This window comes from Sideroxydans sp. CL21 (genome assembly GCF_902459525.1).
In the GTDB taxonomy this organism is placed as follows: domain Bacteria; phylum Pseudomonadota; class Gammaproteobacteria; order Burkholderiales; family Gallionellaceae; genus Sideroxyarcus.
Genome location: NZ_LR699166.1, coordinates 542,216 through 565,476 on the forward strand (window position 1 = coordinate 542,216; position 23,261 = coordinate 565,476).

The following is a 23,261-nucleotide window of genomic DNA, read 5'->3' on the forward strand; positions in this document are numbered from 1 at the left end:
AGTCGTCACCTGTTGTTGAGCTATTTTCATTTCTGTAAATAAATAACTGAGGGAGGAAGTCATGTCGTTATTGATTGCAAGCAAGATACAAAGCAATCCGAAATACCTTCAATTGGTCAGCCGTCGCGATACGCTTTCCTGGACGTTGTCGGCGATTGTTTGTGTGATGTATTTCGGTTTCATTCTGTTGATTGCGTTTGCCCCGGATGTTCTTACCCAGCCCATCGCTGCCGACAGCGTGATTCCGGTAGGCATGCTCGCAGGAGTAGGCGTGATCCTGGCGTCTTGTGTGCTGACGGGCATTTATGTGTACAAGGCAAACACAGTCTTCGATCCCATCGTCAACGAAATCGTTCGCGAGGCCTCCAAATGAATATATTCAAATCTGCATGCTTCGCATTATTGGGTTTTGCTTCGCTGCTTACTGCTGATCTGTCCTTCGCCGCAGACGCCGCCATGTCTGCCCCAGCGCCAGCTACTGCAACCGCATCTGCTGCCGCACCTGCGTCTGCCGTAGCGCCTGTAGCCGCTGCCGCAGCAGCCGTTGCTCCGGCGGAAGTGCCGCTTAACTGGCATGCCATCATCATGTTCGTTCTGTTCGTTGCGGTCACGCTGGTCATTACTTACTGGGCCGCTACCCGTACCAAGACGGCAAGCGACTTCTACGCCGCCGGACGCGGTATCACGGGCTTTCAAAACGGCATGGCCATCGCGGGCGACTACATGTCGGCAGCCTCGTTTCTGGGTATTGCCGCGCTGGTCTATTTCAACGGTTTCTATGGCCTGTTGTTTTCAGTGGGCTGGCTCGTCGGTTGGCCGATCATCCTGTTCCTGATCGCAGAACGCTTGCGCAATCTCGGTAAATTCACCTATGCCGACGTTGTATCGTTCCGTCTCAAGCAGGGACCGGTCCGCACCATGGCCGCGATCAGCTCGCTGATTGTCGTCATCTGGTATCTGATCGGACAGGCAGTCGGTGCAGGGCAGTTGCTGCATACCTTGGTACCGCAGATCTCCTACCGCGAATCGATTGTCGTCGTCGGCGTGCTGATCATCACCTACGTTACCTTCGGCGGCATGAAAGCCACGACCTGGGTGCAGATCATCAAGGCCGGTCTGCTGCTGGGCGGTGCAACCATGATGGCGTTCGGTGTGATGGCCCACGAAGGGTTCAGCTTTGCGAAGCTGTTCACCGACGCTGTTGCCGCCCACCCGAAACATATGGAAATCATGAAATCCGTGGTGCCGATCGGGGCGAAGGCCAATCCTATCGAGTCTATTTCCCTGGGATTGACACTGATGTTCGGCACGGCCGGATTGCCGCACATCCTGATGCGCTTCTTCACGGTTACCGACTCCAAGGCGGCACGCAAGTCGGTGCTCTATGGAACATGCTTCATCGGCTTCTTCTACATCCTGACCTTCATCATCGGTTTTGGCGCGATCGTTCTCGTGGCCAACAATCCAGAGTATGTGGCCGACATCAGCAAGAGCGTACTGAACCTGAAGGGTGGGGGCAGCATGCCGGCGGTTTACCTGTCGCACGCGCTGGGTGGTGACTTCTTCCTCGGCTTCATTGCAGCGGTCGCCTTTGCCACCATTCTCGCGGTTGTATCGGGTCTGACGCTGGCGGGTGCATCTGCTTTGTCGCACGATATCTATGCGAACGTGATCATGAAGGGCACCGCATCCGAGAAGCAGGAAGTGTGGGTTTCAAAGATGATGGTGATCGGATTGGGCATACTCGCCGTGATCCTCGGTATCGCCTTCGAGAAACAGAACGTTGCCTACATCGTGGCGTTGACCTTCTCGATCGCCGCCTGCACCAACTTCCCCGTTCTGGTCATGTCCATTTTCTGGCGCGGCCTGACGACACGCGGTGCAGTACTCGGTGGCTATACCGGCATCTTCGGTTCTATCGGCCTGCTGATCATTGGCCCGACGGTATGGACCAAAGTGCTTGCAATGGGACCGGCAATCTTCCCGTACGACTTCCCGACCTTCGTGGTTCTGCCGGCAGTGCTGATCGTCGCCTATATTGCGTCGATCACCGATAGCAGTGAAAGCGGCAAGAAAGAACGGGCTGCCTATGACGCGCAGATGATTCGTGCCGAAACCGGCTTGGGCGCTGAGGTGGGTGCTTCTCACTAAGACGTAACTGTTTTTCATCAAGAAGGGCCACCGGCTGTTTTCCCGGTGGCCTTTTTCTTGTGCGCTGGAAAGCAGCCCGGATTTACTGCCCGGTTCCGGAAACTCCGTGTTGCATGGCGATCAGGGCGGCTTCTGTGCGCGAGCGTACATGCAACTTTTGCAAAATGCTTGTCATGTAATGTTTGACGGTCTTTTCCGCCAGGAAAGTGCGCTCGCCGATCTCGCGGTTGGTGAGTCCCTGGCTCAGGAGCTGGAGGATGGTGGTCTCGCGCGGTGTCAGTTCGGAAAAAGCATCAATGGGGTGCGGGTTGGAGAACTCGGTCAGCATATCCGCTGCCAGGGCAGGGGTGACATAGGCTTCGCCGCTTGCCACGCGACGGGTGATGGATCGCAACTCGCTTGCGGAAACCCCCTTCAGTACATAGCCGTGCGCGCCTGCCTTGAGTGCAGCCATCAGGTTTTCCCGATTTTCGGAGACGGTGAGCATCATGATGCGCACGACGGGTGCGCTGGCGGCGATCTTTGCTGCGGCAGCGATCCCTCCCATGCCGGTCATCGAGACATCCAGCAACACGATGTCGGGGTGCAGGTTTTGCACCATTTCAACTGCTTCTTCGCCGCTCCCAGCCTGGGCGATCACTTCGAAATCGGGTTCAGCGCTGAGCGAGTGGGCGACGCCCTCGCGGAACAGGGGATGGTCATCGGCAAGCAGGATGCGGATCGGATTAGACATGGATCATCTCGTCGGTTGATAGAGGAAGCCGGGCGCGGATGCTGGTGCCGCGACCGGGTGCAGAATCGATTTCAAAAACACCCCCGAGCAGGCGGACGCGTTCGCGCATGAAGGCCAGCCCCAATCTTCCGCCGACAGCGGCCGCCTGGGGATCGAAACCGGCGCCATGATCGGTGATCGTCAACAACACCTGCCCGTCGATCTTTTTCACCTGTACCTGGGGTGAACCTCCGGGCGCGTGCCGCCTGCAGTTGGTCAACGATTCCTGCAACAGCCGGTACACCGTGATCTTGATTGCCAGCGGTGCTTTGCCCAGGGTATCGTCGATTTCGGCTTTGATGGTTTGCCCGGACAAGCGTTCGAAATCGCGCACGGCACGTCGGGCGGTGTCGGCGAGCGTCATTTCGGCCATGCCCGGGATCGCCAGGCCGGAAGAAATCTTGCGCACATCGCGCAGAGAGCTTTGCAGTGCATTTTGTATGCTGTCCAGCTCATGCGGGGCTTCCCCCTGCGAAGATACGCAGCCATGACAGGTTGCGGCAAACTCGTCGAAACGCATCAGGGCAAAAGCGATGGTTTGCGCCGGTCCATCGTGCAGGTCGGCCGCGATCCTGAGCAGGAATTCCTCGTTGAGCGAAGTCGTACTCACGCCAGCCTCGTGCAATTGCTCGCGCATGCGGTCGTTCTCGTTGAGTACGCTGTGCAGTTGCCGAAGCTGATTGCGCAGGTCAAGTTGCTGCGCATTGATGGTGTTGTTGGCGCGTCGTACCAGACCGTACAACAAAAGATAGACTGCGAGAGTCGAGAGTGCGACTAGCCCCCAGCTGCGTTGCTGGGCGGCGAGGATGTCGCGTTTCAGTTTGTCCACCGAAAGATAGAACTCGGCAACCGCATACACCTTGCTATCGGCGGAGCGTATCGGCACATAGATCTCGAGCAGTTGATTCCAGTTTACCAACTCTGGCAGGTTATCAGTCTCTTTGAGATCGCTGATCTGGGCTTGCACCGTGCCGGCGAAAGCGGCAGCAAGACGGCCTTGCACCGGGAAGATGTGGCCGATCTGTGCATGGTCGTTGCTGTAAACGATGCGACCGCTGGTGTCCCAAAGCTTGAAGCGAAGCACTTCCCGATGCAAAGGACCGTCGATGAAAATCCGGTCCAGATCTTCGTGCGTTTCGCTGTCTACTGTCCCGGCACGCGACCAATCCGTAAGTTGTGCCGCGGACATGCTCTCCAGGTAAACCGCCGAGATTGCAGCGGTGCGGTTCACCGCATTCCTTTCGATCAGATGCCCTATCCACGTACCGATGATCAGCATGCCGACAGTGAGCACGGCGATGATCGCCAGCATGAACTGGCGCGAAAAACTCAAACGGTCGAAAACCTGCTTGAAGGCTGTGAACATCGAGATGCCTTGGGTCTGTGATTGCGAAAGCTTGCTAAACGGTCATTGTGCGATTAATGGTATCACGCGATGGTTGTTCCGGACTAAGACCATGGTCTGAAAAATTGGAACCATAGTCTTACGCAATTTGAGCTTATAGGCCGTAGTGGCGGAATCGGGGTTTGAAGACAATGCTGACACGAAAAGATTTTGTACATGTTGTGAAAATAATTTTGATATCCAGGAGATGCAAATGACACATTCAGCTCGTAAGTCAATGTTACTCAGTATCACCGCCGCTGCCCTTACCCTTTCTTTTTCCCTTAATGCATCCGCCGCCGTCGATGTCGATGCTGCAAAAGCATTGGCGCGCGAAAACAACTGCTTCAAGTGCCACGGCGTGGACAAGGAAAAAGACGGCCCTTCCTATAAAAAGGTAGCCGAAAAATACCGTGGCAAGCCCGGTGCCGAAGAAAAGCTGATCCACCATGTCACCTCCGGCGAAAAAGCCAAATTCCCCGATGGCCATGAAGAAGAGCACAAAAATATCAGCGGCAAAGCTTCGCCGGAAAGCATCAAGAATCTCGTGGACTGGATACTTTCGCTCTAGCCAATCGAAAGAAAACGAAAGAATTTCAAGTTTAAAAAGGGAAGAGCCATGAAATTATTTAGAAAAACAATGATGTTGTGCGCATTCATCACCAGCATGGGCACCGCAACCAGCCTGTTAGCGGCGGAAGGCCAACCGGCGACAGACACACAGGCAGCTGCGCAAAATCAGCCTGCGGCAGAAAACAAACTTCCGGATCTCAGCATGGAAGCGGCTACCTCCAGGTCAGCTCAGGAGTCCCTGAAAAAAGATGCCGTCTGTACACGCTGCCACGATGAAAGCGAGACAACGCCGATCCTGGCCATCTATCAGACCAAACATGGTGTCAGAGGTGATTCCAGGACGCCGAATTGCCAGACTTGCCACGGTGAAAGCGCGAACCACCTGAAGGGTAACTTGGATGGAAAAGGTCGCCCGGCACCCGATGTCGTGTTCAAGAAACACACATTCCCCGCATCCGACGTGAAGGTACGTGCAGATCAGTGTCTGGCCTGCCACAAGGGAACAAACCGTACCAACTGGGCAGGTAGTCAGCATGAAAACAACCAGATTGCCTGTAACGACTGCCACAAGGTGCATGCGCCGGTCGACAAGGTGCGCGACAGAAAGACGCAAACCGAGGTCTGCTTTACCTGTCACCAGGATCAGCGCGCCGATACCCACAAGATATCGACCCATCCGATCGATGCGGGCAAGGTTGTCTGTTCCGATTGCCACAACCCGCACGGCTCCACCGGTCCCAAGATGCTCAAGAAGGCCACGGTGACGGAGACTTGCTACGTTTGTCATGCCGAGAAGCGCGGCCCCTTCCTGTGGGAACACCAGCCTGCGACCGAGGACTGCACCAATTGCCATACGCCGCACGGCTCCAACATCACGCCACTGCTGAAATCGCGTCCGCCGTTCCTGTGTGACGAGTGCCACGACGGCCCTCACAACAGCCAGGCTTCATATGGCGCAAACGTTGCAGGGATTCAGGGTGGAAATGGACTGATCGCCAACGCCACCAACCCGGCGTCCCCGAATACAAATGCTGTTGGTCGCGCGTGCATGAACTGCCACGTCATGGTTCACGGCTCGAATAGCCCGGCCGGCGCGTTCTTGCATCGCTAATTTCAGGAAAAAAGGGAAATTATCATGAAAACCAAAAAAGAGCTTTTCGAAGTCAGCAAGTTGACCTTGGCGGTGCAAGGCGCGTTGCTGGTAATGCTGGCCATGCCCTTGGTGGCCAAAGCTGAAGACGCGGATGTTGCGGCTTTGACGCACCCCACCGACTCGGTTGATGTCGGCGTAGAGACTGTGTCCAAGGATTCTGCCAAGTTCGGCGAATATAACGGCTTGAACAAAAAAGGTGCTTACCTGATCGGCAACTTCAAGGCACAAGGCGGCGATGCTTTTAACTCATACGATGGAGGTGACGGACTTAATCGCTGGGAATTCAAAGGCAACGATCTCGGCACGACATCGCGCGAAATCGGCGCCAACATGAGCAAACAGGGAAAGTGGAGTTTCGGCGTCGGTTACGATGAGTTGCGCCACAACATTACCGACACCTATCAAACGCCCCTGCAAGGAAGCATGGGGGGGAACAGCTTCATACTGCCCAGCGCCTTTGGTGTCATTGATTCGAGAACCAAACCCGCTGCAGTAGGCGGGGTGATACCTCCTTATGGAGCACAGGCGCTGACGCCGAATCAACTGGCGAATTTCCATAACGAGGACGTCCATTCGGATCGCAAGAATGCAAAATTCAATGCTGGCTATCATATCGATCAGCAATGGAGCGTGCAGTTCGACTATAACCGTCTCACCCAGGATGGCGCGAAGCTGATCTCCGCAGCATCCGATGCTAATCTTGCCAATGCATCGATCGGTGCCGTCCGCGGCGAAAATATCCTGATGCTCATGAACCCCACCAACTATCAGACCGATACCATGAACCTTGCCCTGAATTGGATGGGAGACAAGTCGCATTTCACCGGCAGCTACTACTTTTCAAAGTTTAGCGACACTTACAACGGCGTGAATTTCTCGAATCCGTTCTTTCAGGTGGCTGCGCCCAACACGACTGGTTGGAATCCCGGAGTTGCCTTCCCGGTGGATACATTGAGCACCGCTCCGGACAATTATTTCCAACAGTTGAACCTGAATGGAGGCTATGACATTTCGCAAGCCACGAAACTGGTGGGGGGGGTGTCTTACGGGCGCACCACCCAGAATGCGTCTTTCAATAACCAGGATCAGATGCAGGCCGGCGGGTTGCCGCAGTCTTCCCTTAACGGGCTGGTGGTTACAAAGCACGTCGATCTGAAATTGACCAACCAGACAACCAAAGACTTGTCGTTGTCTGCCGGCATGAAGTTCAATGATCACGACAACCAGACGGCATCGAATGTTTATAAATTTAACGACCTTGGGGCTGGAGCTGAAACCTCCATTAGCACTCCAATGAGTAACAAAAAGACCCAGTTCGAACTGGCTGCTGATTATCGGGTTAGCCAGCACCAAAAACTCAATATCGGGTTCGAGCATGAACAGATTCAACGCTGGTGCGACAGTTCGCTTACTGTAGCTCAAATCGTCGCTGCAAGTGGAGGGCCTGGAGGCGCAATTAATTCAGCAACGTCAGCAGCTTATTACGCCAATGGCGCATCCTGTGTTCAGGTCCCAAATAGCACAGAAAACAAACTGGCAGCCAACTACCGTTTGCAGGCAAGCGATGATGTGAAACTCAATGCCGGCTATTCCTATGCTCGCCGCAGAGCAGATGTGAATTCTTCTTTTTATAACCCGATGCAAGCAAAGCTTGAGGGCTATGAACTGCCTGGCTACGTTGCCTTTTTCGACGCTTCAAGGAATGAGCAAATGCTGAAGGCCGGGGTTAACTGGCAAGCTTCAGAAAAACTGAATGTGGGTTTGAACGGCCGGTATGTAAATGACAACTACAGCGCAGTTCTTGGCGTGCAAAATGGTACCGCGTGGAGTGCAAACTTGGATGTTGGGTATAACTTTGCGGAAAATACTAGCGCTACTGCATATGTGACTTTACAGAACCGGAAACGTGATCTTGCTAACGATCAGTGGGGCCATACTACGGCAACATATGGAACAGCCATTGCTGGAGGTTCGCTCACTCAGCCGTGGACTAATACTCTTTCGCAGGACGATAGCACCGTTGGGATTAACGCTAAACATGGTGGGTTAATGCAAGGTAAACTCGATCTGGCTGCAGACTTGACGTATTCATTTGGAAAGACAAGCTACCGGACAACCGATAACTGGGTCAATACCAGTTGTACTGGGACTAGCAATGGTGGATATGCCTGTGGCTCTACACCGGACATCAAGAACGAAATGTTGCAGCTCAGACTTGCTGGCGATTACAAGCTGGACAAGGCAAGCAAAGTCCGGTTGGCATATATCTACCAGAACCTGAGGTCAAACGACTATTACTACAATGCTTACCAGACCGGATATACGGCGACCAGCATGCTGCCGACCAACCAACAATCGCCGAGCTACGCTGTCAGCGTGGTGAGCGCGAGCTATTTCTATATGTTTTAACAATGCATTCTGAATTAAATCGAGCGAGCGGTGCACGGCAATTTAGTGCACCGTCTTTTTTCTTATTGCTCGAAACACATTTGCTCAATAGATTCGATATTTGAAAGCGGAGAAAAACATGAATAACAAACCGGGTATCCTGAAACGCACCTGGAGCATTTTGAAACAGCCAAGTGCAAAATATTCATTGCTTGCACTGCTTGTGGTGGGTTTCTTCTCCGGCATCATCTTCTGGGGCGGTTTCAATACCGCGATGGAAGCGACGAACCGGCTGGAATTCTGTATCGGTTGCCATGAAATGCGCGATAACGTGTACCAGGAATACAAAAAGACCATCCACTTCGCCAACCGCACCGGCGTGCGTGCAATCTGTTCCGATTGTCATGTGCCCAAGGATTGGGGACACAAGATGCTGCGCAAGATGCAGGCGAGCAATGAAGTCTGGGGGGCACTCACCGGCTTCGTCGATACGCCGGAAAAATTCGAAGCTCACCGGATGGAACTGGCAACCCATGAATGGGAACGCATGAAGGCATCGGACTCGCGCGAATGCCGCAACTGCCACAACTTTGATGCCATGAGCGGCGACATTCAAAAGCAGACGATCTACAACAAGCACATGAAGGCGAAGGCCGAAGGCGGAACCTGCATCGACTGCCACAAGGGCATCGCACACCATCTGCCCAAGGAATACAAGGATCCGGACGAGGAGTGATTTCCTGCTGACATGTACTTGCAACATCCAAACCCTGTCCTGTTCGGCAGGGTTTTTTATCGGGTGTGTTGTGTGTGTATTACACTTCAAGCCCGTTACACATTTCAATGCGCGGTGGCGAGCAAACGATCAGGGCAGAGGCGGGGCCATTAACAGCAGTGTGAAAAACGGTTGGGAATTTTTACATTCTCCAGGTGTGATGCTGAATTTGAATTGACGCAGGAAGATCAATGCTTCGCTTTGTATTTCGGCATGCCGGGATGCTAACGGCAACCAGCTAATGCAACAGTAGATGGCGACACAGGTATTGCCTTGATGTTCTGAACTTCCCGTGGGAAACGTAATTTTTTGCTGACGCGCCCTTCATACGGAAACAGGATCAGAATGCGAGCCCTAATCCAACTTTAGCTATTGTATAAGTTGTCTTGCTATCCGGTTCCCATGCGACGAAGCCTCCGCCAACTGGATATGTTCCGCTGATGCTATAGTTGAAACGCATATAATCAACGCCTACGTTTCCGTGAAAGCCTTTCGCAAACGCATAATCAGCGCTGATCCCTGCCTTGTACAAACTGGAGTTGCCCAAGGCGCCTGAGAATGCACCAACAACATCAATGTTTGATTTAAACGTACTGCCGATCATGGCATTGGCTGAAAGCACCAGCTTGTGTATGGGGGAAAACTGACACAGTGCACCGATACCATAATAATCGTGGTTATAGGTTTCACCTTGATTGACCCCCCTGTCCCATTCGTGACTGCCGAGTTCAACGTAGGGTGTCAGCATGAGCTTGCTATTGACAATGAAGCCTTTGCCGTAGCGGGTGCTGAAGTCGACAAGTGCTGCAGTGGAAGTTGAAACTACTGAGCCAAACACGCCGCCCTGAAGGGAGCCAACGTAATTCGTGTTGCCGCTGGCACGAGCATATTCGGCAAAGATATAGTCGTTCCCGAGCCACAAATTCTGCATGGCGGATATGGACAGGGCATAACCGGATACACGGCCCGTCTCGGTATCCAGTGTACCTGTTGCGGTGTTTAGTTGCCCATTGCCGGTTTCTGTGTAATCGACGTTTGTCGATCTGATTTGGATGCCGAACTGATTATTGGAGGCCTTGATGTCTGACACGTCCGCGAATGCGCTGACAGAAATTGCAGATAGCAATAAAACGGCAGTAATTTTTTTCATGTACGATTATCTCAAAATGCTACTAATGTCCGTTTAAATTGGAACGTGCCGACATTTTTTCATATCGTTGTGATGCACGTGCCGCAGGGAAAAACCATTTTAATAATGCATGTAATTTAACAATTGAGCAATAAAAAATAAGATCTATATCTTTTCTGCTTTTTGCTATGAATATTCAGTAAAGCAGCGCGGAATAAGGCGAGAGAACATCTTCGAGCAGGGCGGTACCAAATGAATATCCAATAGTAGGCGGGTATTTATAATTCACGGTTCATACAATTCTTGCCGGATAGTTGCCGGCAATTTTTATTTCAATTACGAAATCGTAATTTCCTTGATCAATTGTTGAAGCATTTAATGTAGCCAACTGAAACGAGAAGAGGGGCCCATCGTAATGCAGCCCAGTGCTACGGATATCATTCGATCATCGGTCAGTAAGCTTCAATATCCGATGAATGCTTCAGCGGGAATCGCATGGTGATCCTGGTTCCCCGGCCATTGCTGCCCGTGTCCAGTGTCAGCTCGGCGCCGTGGCGTTTGGCGACCTCGGCGACGATGGAAAGCCCGAGCCCGCTGCCGCTTTGCCCGCTGCCCAATATGCGGTAGAACCGTTCGAACACTCGCTCGCGGTGTTGCGGTTCGATGCCGGGGCCGTTGTCTTCGACGCTCAATTCCGCACCCTCCGGCGCCGCTTTCACGCCGACGGTAATGTGACCGCCCACCGGTGTATAGCGGATCGCGTTGTCGATCAGATTGTTGAGCATCTCCATCAGGCTGTTCGCATCTCCTTGCACGGTTATCGGTGAGGACGCCCCTTCGTAGCCAAGGTCGATGTTCTTTTCCAAAGCCATTTGTACCCAGTTGACAGTGCATTCCTGCGCAAGTTGGTTGAGGTTAAGGGATGAGAAATTGCCTGTGTCTTGCCCGCCCGGCTCGTTGCGTGCCAGCGCCAGAAGCTGATTGACCAGACGGATACCGTGTTCGGTGCTGGTGTGGATGTGTTCGAGCGCATGCTGTTTGCGTCCGGGGTCGTCCGTGCGCAGCGCCAGTTCGGATTGCGTCTTCAGGCCGGCGAAAGGTGTGCGCAATTGGTGTGCGGCGTCGGCGACGAAACGCTGTTGCGCCGCGATCACCTGTTTCAATCGTTCCAGCAGATCGTTGACCGCATCGATCAATGGTCGCACTTCTGCGGGGGCTTTGCTGCCATCGAGTTGTCGCAGGTCGTCGCGCCGCCGGTTCAGCACTTCGTTGCGCAAGCGATCCAACGGACGCAAACCTTGTTTCAAACCGTACCAGACAACTGCAAGCGCGATCAGGGTCAGCAATAACTGGGGGATAACGATGTTGGCCAGAATGCCGCGGATGAGCGCTTGGCGCTGTTGCGTGGTTTCGGAAACATGCAGTTGCAGGATGTTGCCATTGGAATTGAAAGTCAGGCTGACCATGCGCGTCTTTTGTCCCTCGCGTTCGCCGTTGCTGAAGAGCGGACCGGGCCTGTCGCGCCGGTATGAGAGCGGGCGCAATGTGTTGCCGTTACCGGCGAGTTTTCTGCCTTCGCTATCTGTTACGGTATACAGCACCCGGTCCGGCATGCCCAGTTCGGAGCCGTCGGGGAGGATGGGTATCACGTCCAGCTGTTCATGGCCGCTGCCCAGCTTGAGCTGTTCGGCCACCGCATTGGCGCGTTGCAGCAGGACCAGGTCGTAGGGCTGGTTGGCGTAGTTGATGGTGGCGAAATAACCGACGACGGTACTGACGATCCACAGCAGATAGAGCGAGATCAGCAGCCTCTGCATGAGGTAGCTGCGCAGGGAACGAATGTTGTTACCCATGAAACTCAGGATGGCAGGTTGTCGATGACGTATCCCAAGCCGCGGATGGTGCGGATGGTCACTCCCGCAGGCTCGATCTTTTTGCGCAACCGATGTATGTAGACTTCGATGGCGTTGTTGCTGGCTTCTTCCGCGTAACTGTAAAGCCGCTCCAGTAACTGTTCCTTGCTGACGACCCAGCCGGTGCGCAGCATCAGTGCCTCAAGAACGCTCAACTCGCGGGTGGTGAGTTCCAATGTGGAACCATTGATCGTTGCGCGGCGACCGACGCTGTCGAATGTCAGCGTGCCGCAGCTGTAGACCGGGTTTACCCCGCATTGACCGCGTCGTATCAGCGCACGGACCCGTGCCTCGAGCTCGGGCAGGCTGAACGGTTTGATCATGTAGTCGTCGGCGCCGAGATCGAGTCCCTTGACCCGGTCGCCTTCGGCATCGCGCGCGGTGAGAATGATCACGGGTACCTGCTTGTTCTTTTCGCGCAAACAGCGCAATACATTGAAGCCATCCACTTTGGGCAGGCCCAAGTCCAGGATCACCAGATCGAAAGGTTGTTCTCCGCTGAGGATGAGGGTGGCTGCCAGTCCGTCCTTCACGCAGTCGACGGCGTAACCGGAATGGCGCATGGAATTGCATAAACCGTCTGCCAGTACGTCATCGTCTTCGGCGATCAGGATTCGCATAGGAATGTAAGTGCCGTGTAAGAATTGAGGGTTAAGTTCCCGACAAGGACAGATGAATATTGTCACCACATCCGCCCTGCATGCAGCTATTCTAAGTGGAAGAGGTTAATTGTCCAAGCCGCGGGCTGGCAGGGTCATGAATTCATTGTTTTTTAAGCGGGAAAAACATGCAGCTGAAGGATAAACACAAACAATACTGGCAGCAGAATCTCCGCCTGACCGGTGTACTGCTGGCCATCTGGTTTGTGGTTACCTTTGTGGTGGGCTGGTTTGCGCGGGATCTACAGTCCATCACTTTTCTGGGTTTTCCGCTTTCGTTTTACATGAGTGCCCAGGGAGCTTTGCTGGTCTACGTGATACTGATTGGTTATTACGCTTACCGCATGGACAAGCTGGATCGAGAGTACGGCGTGCAGGAAAAGGATCTGTGATGGCGGGACCGGCTCAATCGCGATTCGTCTCGCAACTCAAACGTTACTATGCGCTGTACACGGGCGGCTTCATCGGCTTTGTCGTTTTGTTGTCCATCCTTGAACAAATGGGCGTGCCCAACAAGATGCTGGGCTACATCTTTCTCGGGGTGACGGTATTGCTGTATGCCGGGATCGGCATTCTGTCGAGAACCTCGGATGTTGCGGAATATTATGTGGCGGGGCGGCGTGTACCTGCTTTTTTCAACGGCATGGCGGTGGGTGCCGACTGGATGTCGGCTGCCAGCTTCATCGGTCTGGCTGGCACGCTGTATCTGTCCGGCTACGACGGCCTGGCCTTCGTGCTGGGATGGACCGGAGGGTTCGTGCTGGTGGCCTTGCTGCTGGCTCCGTACCTGCGCAAGTTCGGCCAGTACACCATCCCTGATTTTCTCGGCGCACGCTACGGCGGCAATATCCCGCGCACCATTGGCGTGTTCGCGGCGATATTGTGCTCGTTCACTTATGTGATCGCCCAAATATACGGTGTGGGACTGATCACCAGCCGTTTTACCGGACTCGATTTCGGGGTAGGCGTTTTCGTCGGCCTGGGCAGCATACTGGTGTGTTCATTCCTGGGTGGGATGCGCGCCGTGACCTGGACTCAGGTGGCGCAATACGTCATCCTGATTCTGGCCTACATGATCCCGGTGGTCTGGTTGTCCGTGAAGCACACTGGCAATCCGATTCCACAGGTTGCTTACGGCTATGTGCTGGAAAAAGTGACGGCTCGGGAACAGGTCCTGAATGACCCCTCCACGCCGGACGGCGCGCGCGAGGCTGAAGTGCGCTCCATCTTCAGGCAGCGCGAGAAAACGGTTCGGGATGAGTTGGCTGCGTTGGACACAGCAGGGGCGGGCTATCTGGCCGGAGAAAAAGCCAAGCTGATCAAAATTGTTGCCGATCTGCAGGCCAAACACGATACGGACCCAAAGGTGCTTGAAGCGGCCAATCGGGCTGCGGCCGATTTCCCGGCGGATGTCACTACTGCACGCAGCAAATGGCGACGCGAGGCGGAGATGGACAAAGAAAAGTCCGGCCCGATCATGGCGCATGCCGAACCGTTTGCGGGGCCGGATGAAGCGACGCGCGATAACAAGCGCAAGAATTTCATGGCGCTGGTGTTGTGTCTGATGGTTGGAACCGCGGCACTGCCGCATATCCTGATGCGTTTCTATACCACCACCTCGGTGAAGGAAGCGCGCCACTCGGTGTTCTGGTCCCTGTTTTTCATCTCTTTGCTCTATATCACCGCTCCCGCATTGGCGGTGCTGGCCAAGTACGATGTGTATACCCTGCTGGTGGGATCCAGTTTTTCCGAATTGCCGAGTTGGGTCTCTGCCTGGGCTTCGGTGGACAAGACGCTGATGAGCGTGACCGACATCAATCATGACGGCATTGTTCAGTTGGCCGAGATCACCATTGGTGGTGACCTGATCGTGCTGGCGACGCCGGAGATCGCAGGCCTGCCTTATGTGATCACGGCTCTGGTGGCGGCGGGCGGACTGGCCGCTGCACTGTCCACAGCCGATGGATTGATGCTGACCATTTCCAATTCGCTGTCGCATGACGTGTACTACAAGATGATCGATCCCAAGGCGCCGACCGGCCGCCGCTTGTTCATCGCCAAGGCATTGCTGCTTGGCGTGGCGGTGTTCGCGGCCTATATCACTTCGCTCAAGCCCGGCCACATCCTGTTCCTGGTTGGCGCGGCATTCTCGCTGGCCGCATCCGCGTTCTTCCCGGCCCTGGCGCTGGGCATATTCTGGAAGCGCGCCAACAAAACGGGGGCCGTCCTCGGCATGCTGGGCGGATTGTTTACCTGCATGTTCTACATGTACATCACCTATCCGTTCTTCGGAGTGAATGCCCCGCTGTGGTGGGATATCAATCCGATCTCGGCCGGGATATTCGGCATACTGGTCGGATTCATCGGCGTAATAGTCGGCAGCTTGCTGACTGCTCCGCCAGACAAGGACATACAGAATCTGGTTGACCACGTACGCTATCCAAATCTGGATAGCGATTTCAAGCCCAAGGGCTATTAACGGACTTCTGCGGAAGCAGGGTTAAAAGCCGCCGGCGTATACTGCGGCGACTTGGTCAAAATCATTCAGGATTGTGGAGCTATGGCGACTCAGAAACGTACCGTCATCTATGTGTCGGACGGCACCGGTATCACCGCAGAAACACTTGGGCACGGTTTGCTTTCGCAATTCGAAGGGATCGAATACCGGCCTTTGCGTTTTCCTTTCATCGATAGCGAAGACAAAGCCAATGAATGTCTGGCACGCATCAATGATGTGAATCGGCGGGAAGGTGTGCACCCCATTGTCATCCTGACACAGACGAATCAGGAGCTCAGCGCGATCCTGCATCGGGCCGATGCATTCTTCATCGACATGTTCGATTCCTTTATCGCCCCGCTGGAGCAGGAACTGGGTTGTCGCTACTCCCGTGCAATGGGGCGTTCGCACGGGCAGGCCAATCCTGAATACAACGCGCGTATTGCAGCCATGAATTTTGCACTGGCCCATGACGACGGCGTTTCAGATACCGATCTGAAGAGCGCCGACATCATTCTGGTGGGGGTGTCGCGCAGTGGCAAGACACCGACCAGCCTGTATTTATCCTTGCAGTTCTCACTGAAGGCGGCCAACTATCCGCTGATCCCTGAAGACTTTGAACGCGATGTCTTGCCGTCGAGGTTGCAGCCTTACCGCGACAAACTGTACGGTTTGACCATCGCTCCCGATCAGTTGCAACGCATACGCTACGAACGCCGTCCGAACAGCAAATATTCATCGCTGGAGAACTGCCGCTATGAAGTTGCGGCGGCAGAACGGATGATGCGGCGCGAAGGCATCAAATGGTTCGACACCACTTCACGTTCGATTGAAGAGTTGGCCGTGCAATTGATGCAGGCGCTCAATCTCGAACGCTAAGCTGGGTCGGTGTCGCTTCCAGACCGTAAACTTCCTGCAGTATCTCGACGAAGCGCCTGGCCTGCGGCGACAGGAACCGACCTTTGCGCAACACAAGTCCATAACCGCGCTGCGGGAAGTATTGATTGAGCGGGATGCTCACCAGCTTTTCGGTGCCGGTCAGGCAGATGTCGGTCACGATGGAAATGCCCATGCCCAATTCCACGTATTTCTTGATGACTTCCCATCCGCCCGCTTCCAGCGTCACGGTAAAGGTCAGGTTGTGCTGCTGGAACACGTACTTGACCATGCGCCAGGTCGAGAGATGGCGGGGCGGGAGGATCAGTCCATATTGGCTGATCTCCTCCAGTGTGACCGAGGGGTGGTCGGCCAGCGGGTGATTGAGCGGGACGATCAGGGCCGGGTCGAACGTCGCCACGGGTTGATAGGTGATGTCGTCGGGCACATCCAGCATGGAACCGACGGCAAAATCAATCTCGTCTGCACGCAGCATCTTCAGCCCGTCGCGTCCGGTGACATTGTCTATTTTGAGCTGGATGCGCGGGTGTGCGTTGACGAAACGGCTGACCGCTTCCGGCAGTATGTAGAGGATGGTGGATTCACCGGCACCGATGTTCAGTACGCCCGAATCCAGCTTGCCATGCTGTGCCGCGAAATTTTCCTGCAGGCTGTCTATACCAAGAACTAGAGGCTTTGCAAGTGAGTGTAGCGCCTCGCCATCCGGTGTCAGCTTGAGTACTGGACCACGGCGCTCAAATACTGTCACGCCCATTTCCCGTTCCATTGCCTGGATCTGCAAGGTCACTGAGGGTTGGCTCAGGAATAGTCTTTGTGCGGCTAAAGTAACGCTTCCGGTTCGAACGACCTCGCAAAACGCACGCATCTGCTTAAGGCGATTGTTCTTGTAATAACTCTTTTTATCGGTGTCCATCTCCGCCTCCCCTGGCCGATCACACAATAATTCAAATTTTTATAATTATGATTGAAAGAATTGATTCGCGGAATGATTGTAGCTTGGATTAATCTTCCCTTAACAATAAAAAAAGTAGGGATTTGAAGTTTTTTAAGTTCACCAGAGACGCTTTGTGGGGCGTTGATAAGTATAGCTGAAGAGAGCAGAGTGCAAGCTCTAACAGCAGATTTATTGAAGCGGGGAGAGACATGGAAATTCTAAACAGCGTGCTTGTCACGGGAGCATTTATGGCCGTCTTGGGCGGCCTGTTGGCATTTTTCCTGGCCATAGCCGACAAGCGACTCTATGTATATGAAGACCCCCGCATCAGTCTGGTCGAAGAATTGCTCCCTCATTCCAATTGTGGCGCCTGTGGTACTGCAGGTTGTCGCAACTTTGCCGAGCGCGTGGTCGAAGGCCTGATCGAACCCGCCTCCTGCTCCGTCAATACTCCGGATCAAAACAAAAAGATTGCTGCCATGCTGGGCGTTGCCATGGGCAATGTCGAAAAACGCGTGGCGCGATTGGCCTGCGCCGGCGGCAAGCATGTCGCCAAGATGCGCGCCCATTACGCGGGGTTGTCTTCCTGCCGCGCCGCCGCCGTTGCGGGCGGCGGCGGCAAGAGTTGTGCCTGGGGATGTCTGGGTTTGGGCGATTGCGCCGACGTGTGCGAGTTCGATGCCATACATATGGATAGCCAGGGCCTGCCGGTGGTCGACTTGGCCAAATGCACCGCTTGTGGCGACTGCGTCGATATTTGCCCCAAGAACCTGTTCTCGATTCATGGCGTGTCCCACAAATTATGGATGGCGTGCCGCAACGAGGATGATGGTGATGCGGCAGAAGCTGCTTGCGAAGTGGCGTGCACCGCCTGCGGCCGTTGCGTGGTCGATGCGTCTCCGGGCCTGATTCATCTGGAACGCAACCTGGCCGTGATCGACTATGCCAGGAACGACAGTGCAAGCCGTCAGGCAATTGAGCGTTGCCCCACGGGCGCCATAGTTTGGCTCGAAGGCGACCGTATCGGCAAAGGCAAGTCCGCCAAAAAAATTATCCGTATCGAACCATTACCTGTCATCGCAGAAGCATAGGGGAAATCATGTTAAGCAAACTCAAGCAAAAATTGATGGGCGCCGATTCCGGTAGCCATACACAATACAAGTATCCCGGTACGCGCGATGCCATCGACGGCAACACGGCCGTGATCATGGTCGAGCGCGAAGCCTCGCAGGCCGCGGGTGCTTACCCCATCACCCCGTCCACGCAAATGGGCGAATACTGGGCGGAAGAAGTCGCCAAAGGCCATTTGAATACGGGCGGTCATCCGTTGATCTTCGTTGAGCCGGAATCCGAACACGCCGCTGCCGGTGTCACCGCCGGTATGTCCATGACCGGCCTGCGCGCCGTGAACTTCACTTCGTCGCAAGGCCTGGCCTTCATGCATGAGTCGCTGTATGCCGCCGTTGGCAAGCGCCTGCCTTATGTGCTGAACCTTGGCTGCCGCGCCATTACCAAGACAACGCTGAATGTGCACTGTGCGCATGACGATTATCACTGTGCGGATGACACAGGATTTATCCAGGTGATGGCCAAGAACGCGCAGGAAGCCGCCGACCTCAACATGATCGGTCGCAAGACTGCAGAGCTGGCACTGACCCCCGCCATCGTGGCGCAGGACGGCTTCCTCACGACCCACCTCATCGAGCCGATGATGGTGCCGGAGCGTGAACTGATCGCCGAATACCTGGGCAATGCCGACGACCTGATTGATACACCGACGCCCGCGCAGCAGATGTTGTACGGACCCAAGCGCCGTCGTGTGCCATCCAACTGGGATGTGGACAATCCCATGCAAACCGGCGTGGTGCAGAATCAGGATGCCTACATGCAGGCCGTGGCTGCACAACGTCCATATTTCTTCGACCATATCCCCGCGCTGTTCGACAAGAATGCCGCAGAGTTCCATGCGCTGACCGGCCGCCAATATGGCCGTATTGACAACTACCGTTGCGACGATGCCGATTACATCATCTTGGGCCAGGGCAGCATGACCGTGCAGGCTGCAGCTGTTGCCGACTGGCTGCGCGAGACGCGCAAGATCAAGGTGGGCGTAGTCAATCTGACCATGTACCGGCCGTTCCCCGGCGATTTACTGGGCCAAGTGCTGAAAGGCAAGAAGGGCGTGGCTGTGCTGGAACGCACAGACCAGCCATTGTCTGAAGACTTGCCGTTGATGCGCGAAGTGCGCTCCACCGTGACTAAATGTCTGGAAAACGGGCGCGACAAGACTTACCCCGAGTACGCCACCTACGACAGCGCCAAGGATATGCCGTCGCTGTATTCCGGTTGCTACGGCCTGGGTTCGCGCGACCTGCAACCCGAAGGCTTGATCGCGGCAGTGGAAAACATGCTGCCCGGCGCGGCACACCGCAAGTTCTATTACCTGTCCGTGGATTTTGTACGCGACGAATCGGCCAATCCGAAGCAGGAGATCCGCCAGCAGGAATTGCAGACCGCCTATCCCGGTATCAAGAATCTGGCACTGCGCGGTTCCGAAAACCCCAACCTGTTGCCCAAGAATGCTATCGCCGTGCGTATGCACTCCATCGGCGGCTGGGGTGCGGTGACCACCGGCAAGAACCTGGCGATGACCCTGTTCGAATTGCTGGGCTGGGACATCAAGGCCAATCCGAAATACGGCTCCGAGAAGAAAGGCCAGCCGACGACTTATTATCTGTCCGCCGCGCCGGAACCCATCCGCATCAACTGCGAATACACCAACGTTGATGTGGTGATGTCGCCGGACCCGCAGGTGTTCGGCCATACCAACGCGCTGGAAGGCATGCGCGAGGGCGGCGTGTTCATCATCCAGAGCAATCTGGGCACCGCAGAAGCGCTGTGGGAAACCCTCCCCATGCAGACACAGAAATATATCGTGGACAAGAAGATCCGCGTGTTTTTCCTGGATGCATTCAAGATCGCCCGCGAAGAATCCAGCAACACCGACCTGCAATTGCGTATGCAGGGCAATGCCTTCCAGGGCGCGTTCTTCCGCGCTTCCGATGTGAAGGAGCGTGCCGGTCTCTCCGAAGAGACCCTGTTTACCGCCATTGAGAACCAGCTCGAATCCAAGTTTGGCAAGAAGGGCAAACGCATCGTCGAGGACAACCTGCGCGTGGTGCGTCGCGGCTACGAAGAAATGCACGAGATCAAGCCGGAGCAGATGATCGTGGGCAAGCGTGCCAAGGTTGTGGGCAAGGCCGCACCCGCACTACCGGTGATGCTGCAGCAACTGCCGGAAGGCGACGGCGGCATTTCCGATATCCACCGCTTCTGGGAACAGACCGGCAGCTTCTATATGAAGGGCCAGGGCTCCGACAATTTGGTCGACCCATTCATGGGCTTGTCCGTGATTCCCGCCGTGACAGGCGTGTATCGCGACATGACCGGTGTGCGTTTTGAGCATCCGGAATGGATGGCCGAGAACTGCACCGCTTGCGGCAATTGCTTCACGCAATGTCCGGATAGCGCCATTCCCGGCCTGGTTACGACCACGACAGACGTGCTCAATACCGCTATCCAGAAGATCGAGACCGGCGGGCGTCCGACGCGTTTCCTGCGCAAATTCAGCCGCGTCATCGACAAAAAACTGCGCAGCGCGCTGGACAAGGATGGCTTGGATGTTCGTGCGCTGTTGGCCAATGCCATCACCGAAGCGTTCGCGGAAGACCCGACGCAAGGCGAAGACCGTGGCCGTCTGGAAGCCGAATTGAACCTGTTGCGTGCCGAGGTCGGCGGCTTCAAGTTCGCCACCACCAAGCCGTACTGGACGCAAAAAGAGAAGAAGGAAAAAGGCGCTGGCGGACTGTTCTCGATCACCATCAATCCCTACACGTGCAAGGGCTGCGCGATCTGCGTGGCGGAGTGCGGCGACAATGCGCTGAAAATGGTCACGCAGACTGCAGAATCCATTGAGACGATGCGCGATGACTGGAACTTCTGGCTAGACCTGCCGACCACGCCGCCGCAATTCAGCCGCATCGACGATCTGGACGAAAAAGTTGGCGCACTGGAAACGCTGTTGCTGGACAAGCACAACTACCAGTCCATGGCCAGCGGCGACGGCGCCTGCCTGGGTTGCGGCGAGAAGTCGACCATTCACTTGTTTACCAGCACGGTCACTGCGCTGCAGCAACCGCGCGTGAAGAAATTCCTGGGCAAGCTGGATAACTTGATCTCCAGTTTGGAAAACCACGTACGCATGAAGCTCAGCAGCTCGGTCGATCTGACTGACACGCAAGCGCTGATGCAGGCGGTACAGGCCAACAAGGGGCACGACCTGACCTTGGCCAACCTGTCGGAAAGCCTGCTGGCAAAACATCCCGGCCAGCCTATCGACCCGCAATGGTTGCGTCGCGTGAGCCAGATGCTGGAAAAACTCAAGGACCTGCGTTGGCGCTACATGGAAGGGCCGAGCAAGAAAGGCCGGGCCGAAATGGGTATCGTCAACTCCACCGGCTGCACCTCGGTGTGGGCGTCCACTTTCCCGTTCAATCCGTATCCGTTCCCGTGGACTTCGCACCTGTTCCAGGATTCGCCATCGGTAGCGATGGGCGTGTTTGAAGGACACATGGCCAAGATGGTGGAAGGTTTCAAGACTGTGCGCCAGGTCGAGATGGAGCTTGCAGGTGGTTATGATCCGGTCGAGAAAGACGACTTCTTCGCACGCTTCAACTGGGAACAACTCAGCGACGAAGAATGGCATCTGTGTCCGCCGGTGCTGGCAATGGGCGGCGACGGTGCGATGTTCGATATCGGTTTCCAGAATTTGTCGCGTGCCCTGATGGCGGGCAAGCCGATCAAGATCCTGATCGTGGATACGCAGGTGTATTCCAACACCGGTGGACAGGCCTGTACCTCCGGCTTCATCAGCCAAGTGGCCGACATGTCGCCGTACGGCGCAAGCAAGCACGGCAAGACCGAGAAGCGCAAAGAGATCAGCATCATCGGCATGGCGCACCGCACTTCTTTTGTAACGCAGGGTTCACTGGCCAACACCACGCACTTGCTGGAAAGCTTCATCGACGGTTTGAACAGCCGCCGCCCTGCATTGTTCAACGTGTACGCAGTGTGCCCGCCTGAACACGGCGTGGGCGACAACAGCGCCGTGGAGCAAAGCAAGATGGCCGTGGAAGGGCGTGCTTTCCCGTTGTTTCGCTACAACCCGGATCTGGGCGTGACCTTCTCCGAGTGTGTCACGCTGGAAGGCAATCCGGCGCTGGACGCCGACTGGCCGGTTTACAACCTCGACTATGTGGATGAGAAGGGCGTCAAGAAATCGATGAACGTGCCCATGACGTTCGCCGATTTCGCATTGACCGAAGGCCGTTTCGCCAAGCAGTTCAAGAAGGCACCGCCGGAAACCTGGAATGACAACATGGTGTCGCTGGGTGATTTCCTCAAACTGTCCGAGGATGAACGCGACGGCAAATTCCCGTTCATCTGGTCGGTGGACAAGAAGAATCGCCTGATGCGAGTGCTGACGTCGGTGGAGATGGTGCGTGCTTGTGAAGAACGATTGCAGTTTTGGCACCAGCTCAAGGACGTGGCCGGCATCAACCGTCCGCAGGTCAACGAAGAAGCCATTGCCAGCCGCGTGCGGCAGGAGTTGATACAGAAACTGTCTTCCGGTCTCGGCCTCAGCTCCAGCGACGCGCCGCGAGCGGTCGTTGCGACAGCACCCGCCGCTAATGCGGACGGCTATGAGCAGGCCTGGGTCGACACGCCGGAATGCACGGCGTGCGACGAATGCATCAACATCAATTCAAAGGTATTTGGCTACAATGATGCGAAAAAAGTCGTCGTCCTCAACCCGAAGGCGGGCACTTATCTGGACCTGGTTAAAGCGGCAGAAAAATGCACCGCAGGCGTCATCCACCCCGGTACGCCGTGGAACATGAATGAGCCGAACCTGGACAAGCTTAAACAACGCGCAGCGAAGTTTAATTGAGGGTGTGATTGTGAAAAATGACGCGA

General features: G+C 55.2%; 17 protein-coding genes. 11 read left to right on the forward strand and 6 right to left on the reverse strand.

Annotated features, from left to right (window positions below; all coding sequences use genetic code 11):
- Window positions 1–61 precede the first annotated feature (61 nt).
- Window positions 62–373: a DUF485 domain-containing protein gene (locus tag QOY30_RS02620; RefSeq protein ID WP_283743084.1), complete on the forward strand. Its 312-nt coding sequence runs from the start codon at window positions 62–64 to the stop codon at window positions 371–373.
- Window positions 370–2,151 (forward strand): cation/acetate symporter ActP, encoded by a 1,782-nt coding sequence (gene actP / locus QOY30_RS02625; protein WP_283743085.1) that lies wholly within the window; start codon window positions 370–372, stop codon window positions 2,149–2,151. Before QOY30_RS02620 ends, actP begins: the two co-directional genes overlap by 4 nt.
- An 82-nt stretch (window positions 2,152–2,233) precedes the next feature.
- Here the strand turns inward: actP and QOY30_RS02630 are convergent, their stop codons facing one another.
- Both QOY30_RS02630 and QOY30_RS02635 read right to left on the reverse strand, forming a co-directional pair.
- Window positions 2,234–2,884, reverse strand: coding sequence for a response regulator (locus QOY30_RS02630; protein ID WP_283743086.1), 651 nt, complete (start codon window positions 2,882–2,884; stop codon window positions 2,234–2,236).
- Window positions 2,877–4,289: a sensor histidine kinase gene (locus QOY30_RS02635; protein WP_283743087.1), complete on the reverse strand. Its 1,413-nt coding sequence runs from the start codon at window positions 4,287–4,289 to the stop codon at window positions 2,877–2,879. The genes QOY30_RS02630 and QOY30_RS02635 overlap by 8 nt, the downstream gene beginning before the upstream one ends.
- 232 nt (window positions 4,290–4,521) lie before the next feature.
- Between QOY30_RS02635 and QOY30_RS02640 the strand changes: the two genes are divergently transcribed.
- From QOY30_RS02640 to QOY30_RS02655, 4 genes are all read left to right on the forward strand, one after another.
- On the forward strand, window positions 4,522–4,878 hold the full coding sequence (locus QOY30_RS02640) for a c-type cytochrome (protein WP_283743088.1): 357 nt from the start codon (window positions 4,522–4,524) through the stop codon (window positions 4,876–4,878).
- A 48-nt stretch (window positions 4,879–4,926) separates the two neighbouring features.
- Window positions 4,927–5,991, forward strand: a complete 1,065-nt coding sequence (locus QOY30_RS02645) for a DmsE family decaheme c-type cytochrome (RefSeq protein WP_283743089.1) — start codon at window positions 4,927–4,929, stop codon at window positions 5,989–5,991.
- A gap of 24 nt (window positions 5,992–6,015) precedes the next feature.
- A complete protein-coding gene (locus QOY30_RS02650; protein WP_283743090.1) occupies window positions 6,016–8,442 on the forward strand; it encodes an MtrB/PioB family decaheme-associated outer membrane protein in 2,427 nt (808 codons plus the stop codon).
- Between the two features lie 118 nt (window positions 8,443–8,560).
- Complete coding sequence (locus tag QOY30_RS02655) at window positions 8,561–9,157, forward strand: NapC/NirT family cytochrome c (protein ID WP_283743091.1); 597 nt, start codon at window positions 8,561–8,563, stop codon at window positions 9,155–9,157.
- A gap of 379 nt (window positions 9,158–9,536) precedes the next feature.
- Here QOY30_RS02655 and QOY30_RS02660 read toward each other — a convergent pair whose 3' ends face one another.
- From QOY30_RS02660 to QOY30_RS02670, 3 genes are all read right to left on the reverse strand, one after another.
- The gene (locus QOY30_RS02660; protein ID WP_283743092.1) at window positions 9,537–10,346 is read right to left on the reverse strand and encodes a hypothetical protein; all 810 of its coding nucleotides are present in this window, start codon (window positions 10,344–10,346) and stop codon (window positions 9,537–9,539) included.
- A gap of 431 nt (window positions 10,347–10,777) precedes the next feature.
- Window positions 10,778–12,178 (reverse strand): sensor histidine kinase, encoded by a 1,401-nt coding sequence (locus QOY30_RS02665; RefSeq protein ID WP_283743093.1) that lies wholly within the window; start codon window positions 12,176–12,178, stop codon window positions 10,778–10,780.
- A 5-nt stretch (window positions 12,179–12,183) separates the two neighbouring features.
- Window positions 12,184–12,858: a response regulator gene (locus QOY30_RS02670; RefSeq protein ID WP_283743094.1), complete on the reverse strand. Its 675-nt coding sequence runs from the start codon at window positions 12,856–12,858 to the stop codon at window positions 12,184–12,186.
- 167 nt (window positions 12,859–13,025) lie between these two features.
- Here QOY30_RS02670 and QOY30_RS02675 point away from each other — a divergent pair, with 167 nt between their 5' ends.
- The 3 genes from QOY30_RS02675 (at window position 13,026) to ppsR (ending at window position 16,273) form a co-directional block, all read left to right on the forward strand.
- Window positions 13,026–13,289, forward strand: a complete 264-nt coding sequence (locus tag QOY30_RS02675) for a DUF4212 domain-containing protein (RefSeq protein ID WP_283743095.1) — start codon at window positions 13,026–13,028, stop codon at window positions 13,287–13,289.
- Window positions 13,289–15,376, forward strand: a complete 2,088-nt coding sequence (locus QOY30_RS02680) for a sodium:solute symporter family protein (RefSeq protein ID WP_283743096.1) — start codon at window positions 13,289–13,291, stop codon at window positions 15,374–15,376. The genes QOY30_RS02675 and QOY30_RS02680 overlap by 1 nt, the downstream gene beginning before the upstream one ends.
- An 81-nt stretch (window positions 15,377–15,457) precedes the next feature.
- Window positions 15,458–16,273 (forward strand): posphoenolpyruvate synthetase regulatory kinase/phosphorylase PpsR, encoded by an 816-nt coding sequence (ppsR, locus tag QOY30_RS02685; protein WP_283743097.1) that lies wholly within the window; start codon window positions 15,458–15,460, stop codon window positions 16,271–16,273.
- Here the strand turns inward: ppsR and QOY30_RS02690 are convergent.
- Window positions 16,257–17,204 (reverse strand): LysR family transcriptional regulator, encoded by a 948-nt coding sequence (locus tag QOY30_RS02690; protein WP_283743098.1) that lies wholly within the window; start codon window positions 17,202–17,204, stop codon window positions 16,257–16,259. The two genes, ppsR and QOY30_RS02690, sit on opposite strands and share 17 nt — an antisense overlap.
- 230 nt (window positions 17,205–17,434) lie before the next feature.
- Between QOY30_RS02690 and QOY30_RS02695 the strand changes: the two genes are divergently transcribed.
- Entirely contained in the window at window positions 17,435–18,316 is an 882-nt protein-coding gene (locus QOY30_RS02695; protein ID WP_283743099.1) for an RnfABCDGE type electron transport complex subunit B, read from the forward strand.
- Window positions 18,317–18,324: 8 nt separating this feature from the next.
- Entirely contained in the window at window positions 18,325–23,235 is a 4,911-nt protein-coding gene (locus QOY30_RS02700; RefSeq protein ID WP_283743100.1) for a 2-oxoacid:acceptor oxidoreductase family protein, read from the forward strand.
- Window positions 23,236–23,261: the final 26 nt, after the last annotated feature.